At 71.4% G+C, this 13,748-nt stretch carries 14 protein-coding genes; 11 read left to right on the plus strand and 3 right to left on the minus strand.

Annotated elements, in window-relative coordinates:
* Positions 1 to 391: 391 nt before the first annotated feature.
* Positions 392 to 1,006, plus strand: a complete 615-nt coding sequence (locus tag BJ964_RS21320; protein ID WP_188122305.1) for a hypothetical protein — start codon at positions 392 to 394, stop codon at positions 1,004 to 1,006.
* Positions 1,007 to 1,117: 111 nt separating this feature from the next.
* Here the strand turns inward: BJ964_RS21320 and BJ964_RS21325 are convergent, their stop codons facing one another.
* A complete protein-coding gene (locus BJ964_RS21325) occupies positions 1,118 to 2,431 on the minus strand; it encodes a polysaccharide deacetylase family protein (protein WP_188122306.1) in 1,314 nt (437 codons plus the stop codon).
* A gap of 525 nt (positions 2,432 to 2,956) precedes the next feature.
* Positions 2,957 to 3,289, minus strand: coding sequence for a hypothetical protein (locus BJ964_RS21330; RefSeq protein WP_188122307.1), 333 nt, complete (start codon positions 3,287 to 3,289; stop codon positions 2,957 to 2,959).
* Between the two features lie 432 nt (positions 3,290 to 3,721).
* Here BJ964_RS21330 and BJ964_RS21335 point away from each other — a divergent pair, with 432 nt between their 5' ends.
* Complete coding sequence (locus BJ964_RS21335; protein WP_188122308.1) at positions 3,722 to 4,060, plus strand: hypothetical protein; 339 nt, start codon at positions 3,722 to 3,724, stop codon at positions 4,058 to 4,060.
* A gap of 57 nt (positions 4,061 to 4,117) precedes the next feature.
* On the opposite strand, the gene BJ964_RS21340 is transcribed toward BJ964_RS21335, so the two are convergent.
* Entirely contained in the window at positions 4,118 to 4,636 is a 519-nt protein-coding gene (locus tag BJ964_RS21340; RefSeq protein WP_188122309.1) for a hypothetical protein, read from the minus strand.
* A gap of 74 nt (positions 4,637 to 4,710) precedes the next feature.
* On the opposite strand from BJ964_RS21340, the gene BJ964_RS21345 reads away from it, so the two are divergent.
* From BJ964_RS21345 to BJ964_RS21385, 9 genes are all read left to right on the plus strand, one after another.
* Entirely contained in the window at positions 4,711 to 5,142 is a 432-nt protein-coding gene (locus tag BJ964_RS21345; RefSeq protein ID WP_188122310.1) for a PPOX class F420-dependent oxidoreductase, read from the plus strand.
* A gap of 20 nt (positions 5,143 to 5,162) precedes the next feature.
* Positions 5,163 to 6,038, plus strand: a complete 876-nt coding sequence (locus tag BJ964_RS21350; protein WP_188122311.1) for a DUF6929 family protein — start codon at positions 5,163 to 5,165, stop codon at positions 6,036 to 6,038.
* Between the two features lie 180 nt (positions 6,039 to 6,218).
* Positions 6,219 to 6,992, plus strand: coding sequence for a slipin family protein (locus BJ964_RS21355; RefSeq protein ID WP_188122312.1), 774 nt, complete (start codon positions 6,219 to 6,221; stop codon positions 6,990 to 6,992).
* Positions 6,993 to 7,066: 74 nt separating this feature from the next.
* Complete coding sequence (locus tag BJ964_RS21360) at positions 7,067 to 7,648, plus strand: hypothetical protein (protein ID WP_188122313.1); 582 nt, start codon at positions 7,067 to 7,069, stop codon at positions 7,646 to 7,648.
* Positions 7,615 to 8,325 carry a PIG-L deacetylase family protein gene (locus BJ964_RS21365; RefSeq protein WP_188122314.1) on the plus strand — a complete coding sequence of 237 codons (711 nt, stop codon included), beginning with the start codon at positions 7,615 to 7,617 and terminating at the stop codon, positions 8,323 to 8,325. The genes BJ964_RS21360 and BJ964_RS21365 overlap by 34 nt, the downstream gene beginning before the upstream one ends.
* Positions 8,322 to 9,653 carry a glycosyltransferase family 2 protein gene (locus BJ964_RS21370; protein WP_188122315.1) on the plus strand — a complete coding sequence of 444 codons (1,332 nt, stop codon included), beginning with the start codon at positions 8,322 to 8,324 and terminating at the stop codon, positions 9,651 to 9,653. Before BJ964_RS21365 ends, BJ964_RS21370 begins: the two co-directional genes overlap by 4 nt.
* On the plus strand, positions 9,650 to 11,827 hold the full coding sequence (locus tag BJ964_RS21375) for an ATP-grasp domain-containing protein (protein ID WP_188122316.1): 2,178 nt from the start codon (positions 9,650 to 9,652) through the stop codon (positions 11,825 to 11,827). Before BJ964_RS21370 ends, BJ964_RS21375 begins: the two co-directional genes overlap by 4 nt.
* Positions 11,827 to 12,972 carry a non-hydrolyzing UDP-N-acetylglucosamine 2-epimerase gene (gene wecB / locus BJ964_RS21380; protein WP_188122317.1) on the plus strand — a complete coding sequence of 382 codons (1,146 nt, stop codon included), beginning with the start codon at positions 11,827 to 11,829 and terminating at the stop codon, positions 12,970 to 12,972. The genes BJ964_RS21375 and wecB overlap by 1 nt, the downstream gene beginning before the upstream one ends.
* Positions 12,969 to 13,664, plus strand: a complete 696-nt coding sequence (locus BJ964_RS21385) for an HAD family hydrolase (RefSeq protein ID WP_188122318.1) — start codon at positions 12,969 to 12,971, stop codon at positions 13,662 to 13,664. Before wecB ends, BJ964_RS21385 begins: the two co-directional genes overlap by 4 nt.
* Positions 13,665 to 13,748 lie beyond the last annotated feature (84 nt).

Consider the following 13,748-nt stretch of genomic DNA (forward strand, 5'->3'; position numbering starts at 1 on the left):
CAGCGGCGCCCCGCGCTCCGCCGTTGTCGCATTCACCTCAGCCCGCCACACAAAAACGAACGGAAGAACCACCGAATACAACCGGTCCCCGATCAACTCTTGAACGGACCCAAAGAGCCGGGAGATGTTCGAAAGAAGTCGTTCGCCGCCCGGCTCGTGGGTGACTGGCGCTCAGCGACGTTGTGCGCACACATCCGCACGACAGGACGCGGTGGGAATACTCGGCCATCGCGCGTGACGGCGGTTCCGGCCTGCGGCAGATCGGCGGCCGAGACAGATCTGCGGTGGTAAGGCATCATTGCCGGGCCGCACCCCGGAGCGGCACAGGGGTAAGGCATCATTGCCACGCCGTACCCCAGAGCGGCACAGCGGGAAGGCCGGGATGTCATCGATGCTTGAGAAGGTCGCTGCGACGAGAACCGACGTCCAGCCATGGCGGCCGCGGCGAGGGCTGACCGTGCTGGTTGCCGCCGCGCTCGTTCTCCTCGCCGGCGCCGCCGTCGTGTGGTGGGGGAACCCTCGACTCGCCCCGGGCAGTCTTGTCAGCCTGGGGAACGGCATGACCTGGGCGAACGACGGGGTCAAGGACACCCGGATGCTCGTCCGGGGGCGACCCGTCGCCACCGTCACCGCCACCTTCAGCATCCGCAACGACGGCCGTCTGCCTCTCACGGTGCGTGGATTGGACCTCGCCGACGCGGAGCCCTGGCTCGCCCAGCAGCGGGTCACATTCCTGCCCGGGCTCTCCGCCGAGGACGGGAACGCGACACCGGCCCGCGAGGTGACGCTGAGCGCCGGGGACGAGGCACGGGTCTTCTGGTCGCTCGACATGGCCTGCCTGCCGGCGATGTCGGAAGGCAGTTCTCGGGAGATCGCCTCCCTGCCGTTCCAGGTCAGCTGGTGGGGCTTCGCCGCCACCCGTGAACTGGCCCTGGACCAGCCCATCACCTTCCTCGGCGACGACATCGGCCGCCCACCGGTCCCGAGCGACTGCCACACCGACTGATCGAACACCCGTGCTCGGTGGGTCAGCGCGATGAACCCATCGGGTAGCGCCGTATCGCCGCGCGGCGGCCTGAACATCCGCGAGACCGCGGCAGGCCGGGCGCGTCGACGGTCACGTGAGGGCGACGAACTTCAGGCCCTTGGCCTGGAGGGCCGGGATGACGGTCTTCAGGGAGGCGAGCGTCTGGGAGCGGTCGCCGCCGCCGTCGTGGCAGAGCAGGATCTGGCCGGGTTTGGCGGCGAGCAGACGCTTGGTGATGTGGGCGACGCCGGGGCGGGCCCAGTCGCGTGGGTCGGTGGTCCAGTCCATCGGGATCATGCCGGTCTTGGAGACCGATTCCGATAGCCCTTTGGACCAGGCGCCGCCGGGGGCGCGGAACAGGCTCGGGGCGTACCCGGTGGTGCTGTAGATCTTGTCTTGGGCCCGGTGGAGCTCCTTGAGCGTCACGTGGGACGGCAGCTTGGCCAGTTTGAGCGGGTGGCTCCAGGTGTGGTTGGCGATCTGGTGGCCGTCGGCGGCGACGTCGCGGGCGGTGGGTTCGTGGCCGAGCACCTGATTGCCGATCATGCAGAACAGCGCCGGAACGTGGTGCTTCTCCAGCAGGCGCAGGATCTGGGGCGTCCAGACCGGGTGCGGCCCGTCGTCGATGGTGAGCGCGATGGCGTCGGTGGGGAACGGGTCGCCCGGGACCAGTTTGCGGAAGTCCTTCAGCGTGTGCACCGGAACCTTGATGACCGGGGTCGTCGGCTTGGGCGTGGTGGGCGCCGGGGTCGGGCTCTGCGAGGGGGCGGGCTCACTGACGACCAGGTTGGGGGCTTTGGTGGCTTTGGCCGCTTCCGGCTCGCCGCGACCGGCCAGGGCGGCGACCGTGCCACCGACCAGGGCGGTGCCGGCGGCGGCCGGGATCGCCCAGAGCAGACGGCGGCGGGTGACGGGCTTCGCCGGCGACGGTACGACGGTAGGGGCCGGCAGGGCGATCGTCGGTTCGGCGGGCGGCGGGGTGACGGTCGGTGCGGACCGAGGGGCCGGCACGGACGGCAGGGTGACCGTCGACTCCGGCGTGGTCTGGGGAGCCTGCTTGGGCGGGATCGGCAGGGCGATCGTCGGCTCCGGGGCGGGCGAGGACTCCCGGCTGACCGGCAGTGCCACCGTCGATTCCGGTGAGCTCCGGGGCTTGGGCAGCGCGATCGTCGGCTCCGACCCGGCGGAGACCACTATGGTCGGCTCGGACTCACCCACTGCGGACGCGGCGGCAACTGCCGCGGCCACCTCCCCTGCCGAGAGGGCGATGGTCTCTTCGGCCGCTTCCTCTACCGGGAGGGCGATGGTCTCTTCGGCCGCTTCCTCTACCGGGAGGGCGACGGTCTCTTCGGCCACCTCCTTTGCCGAGAGGGCGACCGCCGCGTCGGTAATCTCGGCCGCCAACAAGGTCACTGTCGGCTCGGACTCGGTCCCTTCCGAGACGGAATTCACGGCCGGAGGGACCGCTGACAGATCAGCCGTCGGTTCGGACCCAGCCGAAGACGACAAGCCAACTGTCGTCTCGGAGATCTCCGCGGCCGGCAACGCGACCGTCAGCTCACCGTCACCGAGTTCGCCGGGTTCCTTCAAGGCGACCGTGGGTTCAGCCGACTCATCGACCTTGGCAGGTTCAGCGGACATGCTGTCCTGGGACGCCGCGGCGGGCTTATCGGTGTTCATCGGTGGGATTGTCGCGCGCGCGGTCAAATCGGTCTTCGTCTGTGTCTTGGCTGTGAACCACCCGCACTGGCAGGATCCGCGTGCCCCCCTCGGTCGCTGACCTGCGACAGAAACGACAGGTGATCATGCGATCACAGCCCGGCGGGAGCGGGGCCCGGAATCCGCCACTCCGGTGACGTACACCACATTCAAGATCGACGTCTCGATCATGACGGGCGGCCGGGAACGGATGAGGATGCCCGCAAGGGCCTATCGCCGTTGACGGCGAATGCGATCGACACGGTCTTCGACCGTGTCAGGCTTCTGCATGCCCACACGCGCTCGTCGTCGCAGCTTGGATGCGACAACATCCCCCAACGGCGCGTCGGGACACTTACGCCACCGCTTGGTGAACCACATCGACTTCTTGGCCGACAACCGGTCTTCGGCCCGCTCGGCCACCGGCCCGGTTGCTCCGGCAAGGAGTTGATGCTCGCGATGTCGGTCGGCGCGGTTGGGGACCCGCTTGTTGCGGCGGATGTTCCTGCGAGAACTCTTGTCGTTCTCGCCGTAGCTGTTTCGCCGGTCTTTGGCGTAGCTCATCGCCTTTTTCTCTTGCGGACTCCTACGTCTTGCCACGTCCACCCATCCGGTCGATCCTCCGCCGATCCTCATGGGCCTGACGCCTGCCGGTCAACCGAGATCGGAAACCGCTGGTATGGCGGAGCACGGGGCCGCGACCAGCGTCCCCGGGTCACCCGGTGGCAGTGGAGCGCCGAGCGGCTCGCGCGGCAACGGCGGTGCGGATCGGCCGCTACCGGGCGATGAATCCGTGCAGGTGGACGAGATCGGGCCGGATGACGCCGTTCTGTCCGCGACTGGTGCCGATGAGGCATCGATGACCGGAACGGCGGCGCCCTGCTGTCGTGATCCAGGTCACATCTCTGTGTCGTTTGTGGTGATCTGGCGGATTGACGTGATCTTGGGCTTCCCTCCTGGCGCTATGGTGCCGTTCGAAAATTCGGGGAGGAAGACATGAATCTGCTGTTCACGATCGCCAAGAACCGCTGGGCCGCGCTGATCATCGGCCTTGTACTGATCCCGCTGGGGCTGCTCAATGCGACCTCGACGGACCAGGTCACCTGCGGTGGCCAGGTGATGCAGGAGGGCGACATCTGCGAGACGAGCAGGCGGGGCTCCACGACGGAGCGCTCCTACGACGAGCAGAAGGAGAACGACGTCACCGGCAGCTACATCCTCGCCGGGGTCGGCGGCGTGCTGGTGCTCGTCGGCGCGACCCAGTTCGTGCTGCGTGCCCGCCGCCGTTCCGCCGACGACGCGCCCGCCGCCGAGGCGCCCGCTACCACCGCCTGACAGCGCGCTCCGGGTAGGCGCCCGGCGCCTACCCGGGAAACGTGGCAGCGCCCCCGATCAGCGGATGCGGTTCTCCTGGCGTGAGCGTGTCGGGGTGGTCAGTTGGACCAGGTCGTCGCGCTGGATCGGCGGGGTGGCCAGGAACAGGCCGGTGGGGGCCGGCCCGGGCAGGTCGGCGATGTTGAGAACCCACTTCTGGTAGCGCCAGTCGCTGTCCTCCTCCCACAGCCGGAAGTTGAGGCGCCAGCGGCCCCATGTGCCGGGCGGCAGATCGAGGACGACACGCTCGGGGCGGCGCGGGAAGACCATGACGCACCGGCACCACACGTCGGTGGCGCTGGTGACCGTGAGGTGGCCGTCGGGCGAGTGGGACAGGCGTATCCCCGACCGGACGGGGATGATGTCATCGGCCGTCGAGGCCGGGGTGAAATCGTCCTTCTCGTACGCCGTGACCTGGTGGAACACGACTGCCGGCGGAAGCGGGAAGGCCTCCGGGACGGCGTTGCGGCGGACCGCGCCCGGCGCGCCCCGGGAGCGTTTCGTCCACTCGGTGAGGACGCGCTGTACGACGATCACCTGGTCACCGTGGCGCAACGGATGGTCATGCGGCAACCGGAATACCCGGCCCACCGGGAAGGCTTGGCAGGGTTATGAGCGCTGATCAGTTCGATCCTCGTGAATTGCTGGCCGCGAGCCGGCTCGGTGTGCTGGCGACGATCAAGGCCAACGGCCTGCCGCAGTTGTCGCCGGTGACGCCCTACTACGACCGGGACGCCGACACGATCTACGTGTCCGTCGTCGAGGGGCGGGCCAAGACCGCCAACCTGCGCCGTGATCCACGGGCCGCCCTCGAGGTGACCAGCGCGGACGGCTGGTCGTGGGCGACGGCCGAGGGGCCGGTGACGCTCACCGGGCCGGGCGCCGATCCGTACGGGCCGGAGGTCGAGGCCCTGGTCGGCTACTACCGCAGTGCGGCCGGCGAGCACCCGGACTGGGAGGAGTACCGGCAGGCCATGGTCGCCGACCGGCGCGTGCTGCTGGCGCTCCGGGTGAACCGCGTCTACGGCGCGAAACTTCGCTGAACAGTGGCAGGATCAGGGTCGTGCGACTGGAGATCGAGGACAGCACGACCCTGACCTTCGACGACGGCTCACCGGTGCGGTCCGCGTCGGCGATCGCGCCGTTCGGCGACGGCTGGCTGGTGGTGCAGGACGACGCCACCCACGCCGCCTGGTGGCGACCGGATTCGATCACCCCGGTCCGTGTCGTCGACCCGATCGACGGGCTGGAGGTGTTCAGCGAGGCGGCCGGCACCAAACACTTGAAACCGGACTTCGAGGCGGCCTGTGCCCTGGCCGGCGGGCAGGTGCTGCTGCTCGGCTCCGGCTCCTCGCCGAACCGGATGCGCGCCTCCCTGGTCGGCCCGTCCGGCTACACGGTCGCCGATCTGCGGCCGGTCTACCTCGCGGTCGCCGCCGCCCTCGGCATCACCGAGGAGCAGCTCAACCTGGAGGGCGCCTGCCTGGTGGGGGACCGGCTGCGCTGGTTCCAGCGCGGCAACCTGACGGTCGGCGCACCGACGGCCTCCGCCGACGTGGACGCGGCCGCCCTGCTCGCCGCGGTCCGCGGTGAGGCCCCGGCCGACCTGGTCCGGGTCGGCGAGGTCCGGGTGTACGACCTCGGCGATGTCGACGGTGTGGCCTTCGCGGTGACCGACGCGGTCACCCTGCCGGACGGGCGGGTGCTGGTCAGCGCCGCCGCCGAGGACACCCCGAACGCGGTCGACGACGGCCCGGTCCTGGCTTCCGGGCTGGCCCTGCTCGACGGCGGGTTCGTGGAGATCCCCGGTGCCGAGAAGGTGGAGGGGCTGACGATCCGGGAGGTCACCGACGACGGCGTACGCCTCCACGCGGTGGTCGACGCCGACGACCACGAGGCGCCGTCACGGCGGCTGGCGCTGCGGCTGATATTGCGTTGAACGTACCGCCGGGGGTTTGCCATGCTCGATGCGGCCCCGGCGGCTTCAGAAGAAAGCGCCTAAGCAGCGTGCGCACTGGCGATGAAACCACGCTTGTTCGCTGCCATCCTCCGCGACCGATCCTTCACATCGGAACCGCTACGGGGCCACCCTTTCTCGTAGAAGTACAGAGGTGTGCCCATGTCCAGTGAGGTGATCATCCGTAGCGGTTTCCGTGGCCTGCGCTACGTCGACGGCCGGTTCGACCAGGTTCTCGAGCCCGGCCGGTACGACGTGCCGGTCAGCCGGTTCGGCCGCCGGGCGCCGAAGGTCGAGATCCTCATCGTCGACCTGCGCGAGCGTGAGCTCAACATCAAGGGCCAGGAGATCCTGACCGTCGACAAGGTGGCGGTCCGCGTCAACATCATCACCCACTTCCGGGTCGTCGATCCGGTCGCCGCGGTGGAGCGGGTGGCCGACTACGGCGACCGCGTCTACAGCGACGTCCAGCTCGCCGCCCGGCGTTCGCTGGCGTCCATGACGCTCGAGGGCATCCTCACCAACCGCAACCAGCTCAGTGAGGACATCCTGCGCGACGTCGAGGGCGTCTCGGCCGGTTACGGCGTCGAGATCATCCGTGCCGACGTGAAGGACCTGATCTTCCCGGGCAACCTCCAGGACGTCATGAACCGGGTGCTCACCGCTCAGCGGCTCGCCGAGGCGCAGATGATCGAGGCGCGTACCAAGGCGGACCGGGAGCGGCTCGCCGCGGAGGCCGACGCCGAGGCGAAGCGGATCCGCGCCGACGCGGAGGTCGACGCGCTGCGCCGGCTCGCCGACGCGGCCCAGGCGTACGCCGAGCATCCGGCCCTGCTGCGGCTGCGTGAGCTGGAGACGCTCGGCGCGCTCGGCGCCAACGCGGCGGCCCGTCTGTACATCGGCTTCGACAAGCACAGTGATCATTTGAACGACTAGACCTCCTCAAGCCGGTGACGGCGCGACCGATCTGAGACGTCGCGCCATCACTCGGACCCCGGAGGTCATCTGTCATGCGTCTCGTACCACCCCTGCTACGCCGGCCCTGGGCCGCGCTGGCAGCCGGTGCCGTCGCCCTGGTCGCGGCCGTCACGGCGGCGGCACTGCTGTTCAACGGCGGCCCGGCGGCGGCCACCTGGAAGAGCCTGTCCGGCACCCCGACCTGCGACTGTGTGATCAAGGACAGCGGCAGCGGGAAGTACCGGGCGGTCTTCGGCTACGTCAGCAAAGCCTCCGTCGACGGCACCATCGCGGGCGGCAACAACAACAGGCTCGAGCTGACCGGTGGCGCCACGTCCATCGACGCCAAGGTCACCACCGTCTTCCAGCCGGGCACCCACCAGGCGTCCTTCGCCACCGGCTGGGTCACCAAGGAGACCAGCGTCACCTGGAAGGTCGGCGGCAAGGAGGTCACCGCCAACTGGAAGCGCCCCACCTGCGGCAAGGACGTCAGCCTGCCCGCCGGCGGCAACGGCCTCGGCCCGATCGTGGTGTTCGTGGCGGCCGGTGTCGTCGCCGGCGCAATGACCGCGGCCGGTGTCGTCGTCGGCACGGTGACGGTGTGGCACAGGCGCCGGAGGGCCCGGGTCTCGTGACGCGCAGCGTGCTGGCGGTCGGGGCGCACCCCGACGACATCGAGCTCGGCTGCGGTGGAGCCCTGGCGGCCCACCGGGCCGCCGGGGACGCGGTGACGATGCTGGTGGTCACCGGTGGCCAGAGCGGCCCCGGCGCCACGGCCGGCCGGCGCGCCGAGGCGGAGGCCGCCGCGTGCAGCCTCGACTGCCTGCTCATCTGGGGGAACCTGGTGGACTGCGCGGTCAACGCCGACGCCGCCACCATCGCCCTCATCGAGCGGGCCCTGGAGCAGACCAGGGCCGACGTCGTCTACGTGCACGCGCCCGACGACTCGCACCAGGACCACCGGGCGGTCGCCGCGGCGACCGTCTCGGCGGCCCGGCACGTCCGCCGGGTGCTGCACTACCGCAGCCCGTCCACCACGAGGTTCGAGCCGTCGGTGTACGTCGACATCGCCACCCACCTGGACCGCAAGCTCGACGCACTGTCGTGTCATCGCAGCCAGGTGGAGAGCTCCGCCATGGTCGACCCCGAGGTGGTGGCCGCGTCGGCCCGCCACTTCGGGGCGCAGGCCCGCGTACGGTACGCCGAGGCGTTCGTCCCGGGCCGGTTCGTCTGGGATCTGGCCCCGCTGCCGGTCCTCCCCGACGACCTGGTGGGGGCCGGCGACTACCTGATGACCAGGACAGCGGCATGACCGGGCGGGGGCGCCGCCGGGCGGTGTCCCCGCACCACCGCCTCGGGCTGCTCGCCCACCTGGCCGTATTCGCGGTCACCGTCGCGGTCCTCGGGCTGGACTCCACGCTCGGCTGGATCGCGACCGTACTCAACGTGGTCTTCCTGCTCTTCTTCTTCCGGCACCTCGGGTTCGCGGTCGCCGCCGCCCGCTGGACCGAACGCGACCTGGACGCCCCGCTGGTGGGCGCCGAGTCGTTCACCCCGCCGGTGGCCGTGCTGGTCGCCTGCAAGGACGAGGAACTCGTCGTCGACGGCATGGTCGCGGCCCTGCTGGCGCTCGACTACCCGCATTCGGCGCTGACCGTGGTGGTCGTCGACGACGCCTCCACCGACGGCACCGGCGCCCGCCTGGACGCGCTCGCGGCCGCCGACCAGCGGCTGCGCGTGCTGCACCGGCAGCCGGGCTCGGGCGGCGGCAAGTCGGGTGCGCTCAACGACGCCCTCGCCCTCGTCGACGGCGCCCAGATCGCGGTCATCTTCGACGCCGACCACCAGCCCGAACCGGACGTGCTGCGCAGGCTGGTACGCCACTTCCGCGACCCCAAGGTCGGTGCCGTGATGGGCCGGTGCGTGGTGCGCAACGGCGTCGAGTCGTCGCTGGCCTCCACCATCTTCATCGACTACCTGTCCGGCTACCTGGTCAACGAGTACGGCCGGCAGGCGCTCTTCGAACTCCCGGCGTACGGCGGGGCGAACTGTGCCGTGCGGACCGACCTGATCCGGGCGCTCGGCGGCTGGAACCCGCACACCGTCACCGAGGACACCGACCTCACCCTGCGGCTGCTGCTCGACGGCCGGCGGGTCCGCTACGACCCGTCGGCGGTCGACTTCGAGGAGGCGGTGCTGTCCTCGCGGCGGTTCTGGAAGCAGCGCTACCGGTGGGCGCGCGGCCATCAGAAGTGCCTGCGCGACTACTGGCGGCCGATCCTCACGACCCGTCATCTGTCGCCGATGGAGAAGCTCGAGACGATGCTTTTCCTCTGGGTCTACCACGTACCGGTGCTGTGTGGTCTTGGTCTTCTCCTCATCGTCCTGCGCGCCTTCGGGATCGGCGACCAGTCGGCGGTCTCCACGGTGTCGCTGTCGGCGCTGCTCTTCGCCGGCCCGTTCACCGAGCTGGCGGTCGGGCTGGTGCTGGGCCGGGTGGAACGGAGGGCGGTGTGGATGCTGATCGGGTTCATCCCGGCGTTCGGGATGTCCATCCTGACCGCCACCAAGGCCTACCTCGACGGCATGTGGGGCACCCTCTACACCTGGTCGAAGACGGCCCGGTCGGGTGTCACATGAGACACCTGATCGAAGACGGCCCGGCCGGGCGTCGCGTGAGCCGCGTCGAGGATCGCCTCAACCGCACGCTCGCCAGGCGGGAACGCCGCTGGAAGCCCGCCGCCACACCGCTGCGCCGCCAGCTCGTGCTGCTCGAGATGATCGGCGCGGTGGCCGGCTGTGTGGGCGGCTACCTGCTCTTCATCGACCCGGTACGCCGCTTCGAGGTCACCCTGGCCTCCCGGATCATCGACCTGCTCGGCGTCGACCGGGTCTCCGGCGCCCTCGGTGACGGCTTCGTCGTCTTCGGACCGAACCTGGAACCGGTGGTCGCCGAGATGACCGGATCCTGCTCGATCCTGAGCAGTGTCCTGGCCCTGGCCGCCCTGGCCGTGGTCGCCCTCCGGAAGCGCCCGCAGGCCCTTACCGGCTTCCTGGCGGCCGCCGTCTTCGTCCTCGCCGCGAACCAGGTCCGGCTGCTCGGCTCCCTGCTGGCCGGCCGCTACCTCGCCGTCGACGCGCTGGTCTTCTTCCACGACTGGGTCGGCGCGGTCCTCAACTTCGGCTACACCCTGATCGGACTCCTCATCATGATCGGACTGACGATGTACGACGCCCAGCGTGCCGAGCAGGACCGTACCGGCCGCCACACCGCCGACCGTCCGGCCGCCTGGGCCCGCCCCGGACTCGGCCACCGCGTGCCCGTCGAGGACACCCGCGAGCCCGGTCTGCAGATCGCCGCCGTGGTCCACCGGCGGATCCTGCCCAAGGCGGTGTCGCGCCGCCTGGCCCGCCGCCGTGAACAGCGCCGCATCGACTACCGGGTCGGTCACGAGACCCCGGCCCGCCGCGCCGAGATCATCCGCGAGCTGGCCGGCAAGGGCCTCGGCGTGCACACCGCCACCCTGCTGGCGGTCGCCTCGTACGAAACGGATCCTCTGGTCCTGGACACCCTGGCCGGTGTGATCGCCGCCCGTCAGTGGGAGCCGATCGCCGGCGGCGACGTCGTCGCGCTGCGCCTGTGGGCCCGCGCCTGGCTGATGCGCGCCCCCAGGCAGCGGTCCGTCGCCGAGACCGGCCGCCTCGTCGCCGTCACCGGAGCGGGCGGCCCGGCCGGTGTCGCCGTCGTCAAGGCCCTCCAGGCGGCCGGCGACCACGTGCTCGCCCTCGACGCCAACCCCGACGCGGCCGGGATGCGCCTGGCCGGCCGCAGCGCCGTACTGCCCTGCGCCGGCCACCCCGGCTTCGCGGAAGCCCTGCTCGCCGTCCTCGACGAGCACCGGCCGGCCGCGCTGGTCTGCACGGTCGCCGAGGAGTACGCCGCACTCGCCCCGCTCATCCCCGCCATGGACGAGCTGGGCGTGAAGACCTGGCTGCCCGACCCGGCCTCCGCGGAACGCTGCATCGACAAGATCGCCTTCGCGCGGACCATGCACGCCGCCGGTGTGCCGCACCCGGCGACCGCCTGGACCCCGGCCACCGTCGGCCTCATCCCCGGTCCCTGGATCGTCAAGCCGGCCCGCGGCCGCGGCAGCCGCGGCGTGCTCCTGGTCGACGACCCGGCCGAACTCGTCCGCGCCTTCGCCTCGCTGCCCGGCGCCATCGTGCAGACCCGCGTCACCGGCCGCGAATTCACCGCGGACGCCCTGGTCGGGCCGGACGGCACACTGCTCGCCTGCGTACCGCGCTGGCGTGACGAGACCCGCGGCGGCGTCTCCGTGCGCGGCACCACGTTCACCTCGGTCGCGGTCACCGAGATCGTCGCCGCCACCCTGCGCGCGGTCGGGCACACCGGGCCCGCCAACGTGCAGGGATTCGTCGCCGGCTCCGGGGACGTCACCGTCGTCGAGGTGAACCCGCGCTTCTCCGGCGGCCTGCCGCTCACCCTCGCGGCCGGGGCCGACGTCGTCGGCACCTACCTGACCGGGATCCTCGACCCGTCGGCGCCGCTGCCCACGCTCGGTTTCCGGCCGGGCGTGCGGATGGCCCGCCACTTCGCCGAGGTCTACTACACGGCCGACGGCACGCCGGTCCCCGACCCGCTCGACCCGGTCACCTGCTCGGTTCCCGGCTTCGGAGCGGCCACGCCGATCGCCCACTCACCCTCCGAGCCCACGTCCTTTCAAACCCCTTCTTCGGTACGCGCGGAGCACGCTCCCGCGATCGGCCAGGGCATGTTCGTGGCGGTGGGCTGATGAGGACGCGTCACGTGCTGGTGCCCTTCGGCACCCGGCCCGAGGTCATCAAGCTCGCCCCGGTCGTGCACGCGCTCCGCGCCGCCGGGCACCGGGTCACCGCGGTCGACACCGGCCAGCACCAGGACGCCGTGATGAGCGGCGACATCCAGCGCACTCTCGGCCTCGCCCCGGACCTGCGCCTGCCGAAACCGGGCGGCCTGGGCGGCCTGGTCACCGCGGCCGCCGCGGTGCTCGCCGATCAGGCCGCCGACCTGGTGCTGGCGCTCGGTGACACGCACACTGTGCCCGCCTACGCCCTCGCCGCCCGAGGGGCCGGCATCCCGTTCGCGCATCTCGAAGCCGGCCTGCGCAGCTTCAACCCGCGCAGCCTCGAGGAGGTCAACCGCCGGGTCGCGGCGGCCACCGCCCACCTCCACTTCGCACCCACGGACCGGGCCGCCGCGTTTCTGCGCGCGGAGGGCGTACCCGTGGAAAGGATCTTCGTGGTCGGCAACCCGGTGATCGACACCCTGCGTGCGAAGGGCGTCCGGCCGGTGCCGCCCGCCGACCGCACCGGAGTGCTGGTCACCGCCCACCGCGCGTCCAACGTCGACGACCCGGCCCGGCTGGCCCGCCTCGTCGACGTCGTCGGCCGCGTCGCCGCGATCGGCCCGGTCCGCTTCCCGGTTCACCCGCGCACCCGCGCCCGCCTGCACGAACACGGCCTGGCCGGCCGTCTGGCCGCACTACCCGGCGTGACCCGCGAGGACCCGCTGCCCTATGACGACCTGCTGACCGCCCTGGCCCATGCCCGCGTGGTGGTCACCGACTCGGGCGGCCTCCAGGAGGAGGCGGCCTACCTGGGCGTGCCCGTCGTGGTGCTGCGCCGCTCCACGCCACGCTGGGAGGGTGTCGAGGCCGGAACCGCCGTCCTCACCGGAATCACCAGCGACGACGAGGCCGACCGTGCGGTGGCCGCGGCCCACCACCTGAGCACCCCGGCCGAACTGTCCCGGGTGGCCGCCCTGCCCTGCCCGTACGGTGACGGCCACACCGGCGCCCGCGTCGCCGCCCTGCTGGCGGACCCGGCCCTGGACCCGCTGCTCACCCTCGACGAACCCGACCACACCGACGGCACTCTCCCCTGGGAACTAGCGTTATGACCTTCTTCGAGAAGCCCCCGCTGGCCGTGGTCATCGACCTCGACGACACCCTCTACCCGCAGTCCAGCTACCTGTACGGGGCCTCCCGCGCGGTGGGCCGGGCCGGCGCCGCCGCCGGCCTCGACCAGGTCCGCCTCAGCCGTGCGGTCCGCCGCCAGCTCATCGCGGGTTCGGACCGGGGCGGCACCATCGACCGGGCCCTGGCCGCCTACGGCATCGGCCCCGACCTGGCCGCCGACCTGATTCCCACGCTGGTCGCGGCGTTCACCGCCTACCGCCCCCGCCGCCTGCCGAGCTACCCCGGCGCCCGGGACGCGCTGGCCGCGATCAGCGCCCGCTACCCGGTAGCCTGCCTCACCGACGGCAACCCGGTGATCCAGCGCGCCAAACTCGCCGCCACCGGCCTGGCGGACGCCTTCGCCACCATCGTCATCACCGACGAGCTGGGCGGCCGCACGTTGCGCAAACCCCACCCCGAGGGCCTGCGCCAGGTGGCCGAGACGCTCGGCGTACACCCGTCGGACCTGGTCGTGATCGGCGACCGCCCCGGCAAGGACATGGCCGTGGCAGTGGCCCTGGGCGCCCGCTCCATCCGCGTCCGCACCGGCGAATACGCCGACGCCCCCGACGCGCCTCCCGCCACCGCCTGCGTCTCCGACCTCACCGCCGCCGCCGCCCTCCTGGGAGCCTGACGGCACGCCGCGGACTGTCACACCGGCGACGACAGTTCGCCCTGCTCGGCACCGGAGTCTCCCGATGCCCCGAAAAGCGTCCCC

Origin of the sequence: Actinoplanes lobatus (genome assembly GCF_014205215.1) — a bacterium.
GTDB lineage: Bacteria > Actinomycetota > Actinomycetes > Mycobacteriales > Micromonosporaceae > Actinoplanes > Actinoplanes lobatus.

Bases quoted from the DNA above. Each gene is read 5' to 3' on its own strand.
- BJ964_RS21320 (WP_188122305.1), top strand. From the start codon at position 392: ATGCTTGAGAAGGTCGCTGCGACGAGAACCGACGTCCAGCCATGGCGG.
- BJ964_RS21330 (WP_188122307.1), bottom strand. From the start codon at position 3,289: ATGAGCTACGCCAAAGACCGGCGAAACAGCTACGGCGAGAACGACAAG.
- BJ964_RS21335 (WP_188122308.1), top strand. From the start codon at position 3,722: ATGAATCTGCTGTTCACGATCGCCAAGAACCGCTGGGCCGCGCTGATC.
- BJ964_RS21345 (WP_188122310.1), top strand. From the start codon at position 4,711: ATGAGCGCTGATCAGTTCGATCCTCGTGAATTGCTGGCCGCGAGCCGG.
- BJ964_RS21355 (WP_188122312.1), top strand. From the start codon at position 6,219: ATGTCCAGTGAGGTGATCATCCGTAGCGGTTTCCGTGGCCTGCGCTAC.
- BJ964_RS21360 (WP_188122313.1), top strand. From the start codon at position 7,067: ATGCGTCTCGTACCACCCCTGCTACGCCGGCCCTGGGCCGCGCTGGCA.
- BJ964_RS21370 (WP_188122315.1), top strand. From the start codon at position 8,322: ATGACCGGGCGGGGGCGCCGCCGGGCGGTGTCCCCGCACCACCGCCTC.
- BJ964_RS21375 (WP_188122316.1), top strand. From the start codon at position 9,650: ATGAGACACCTGATCGAAGACGGCCCGGCCGGGCGTCGCGTGAGCCGC.
- wecB (WP_188122317.1), top strand. From the start codon at position 11,827: ATGAGGACGCGTCACGTGCTGGTGCCCTTCGGCACCCGGCCCGAGGTC.
- BJ964_RS21385 (WP_188122318.1), top strand. From the start codon at position 12,969: ATGACCTTCTTCGAGAAGCCCCCGCTGGCCGTGGTCATCGACCTCGAC.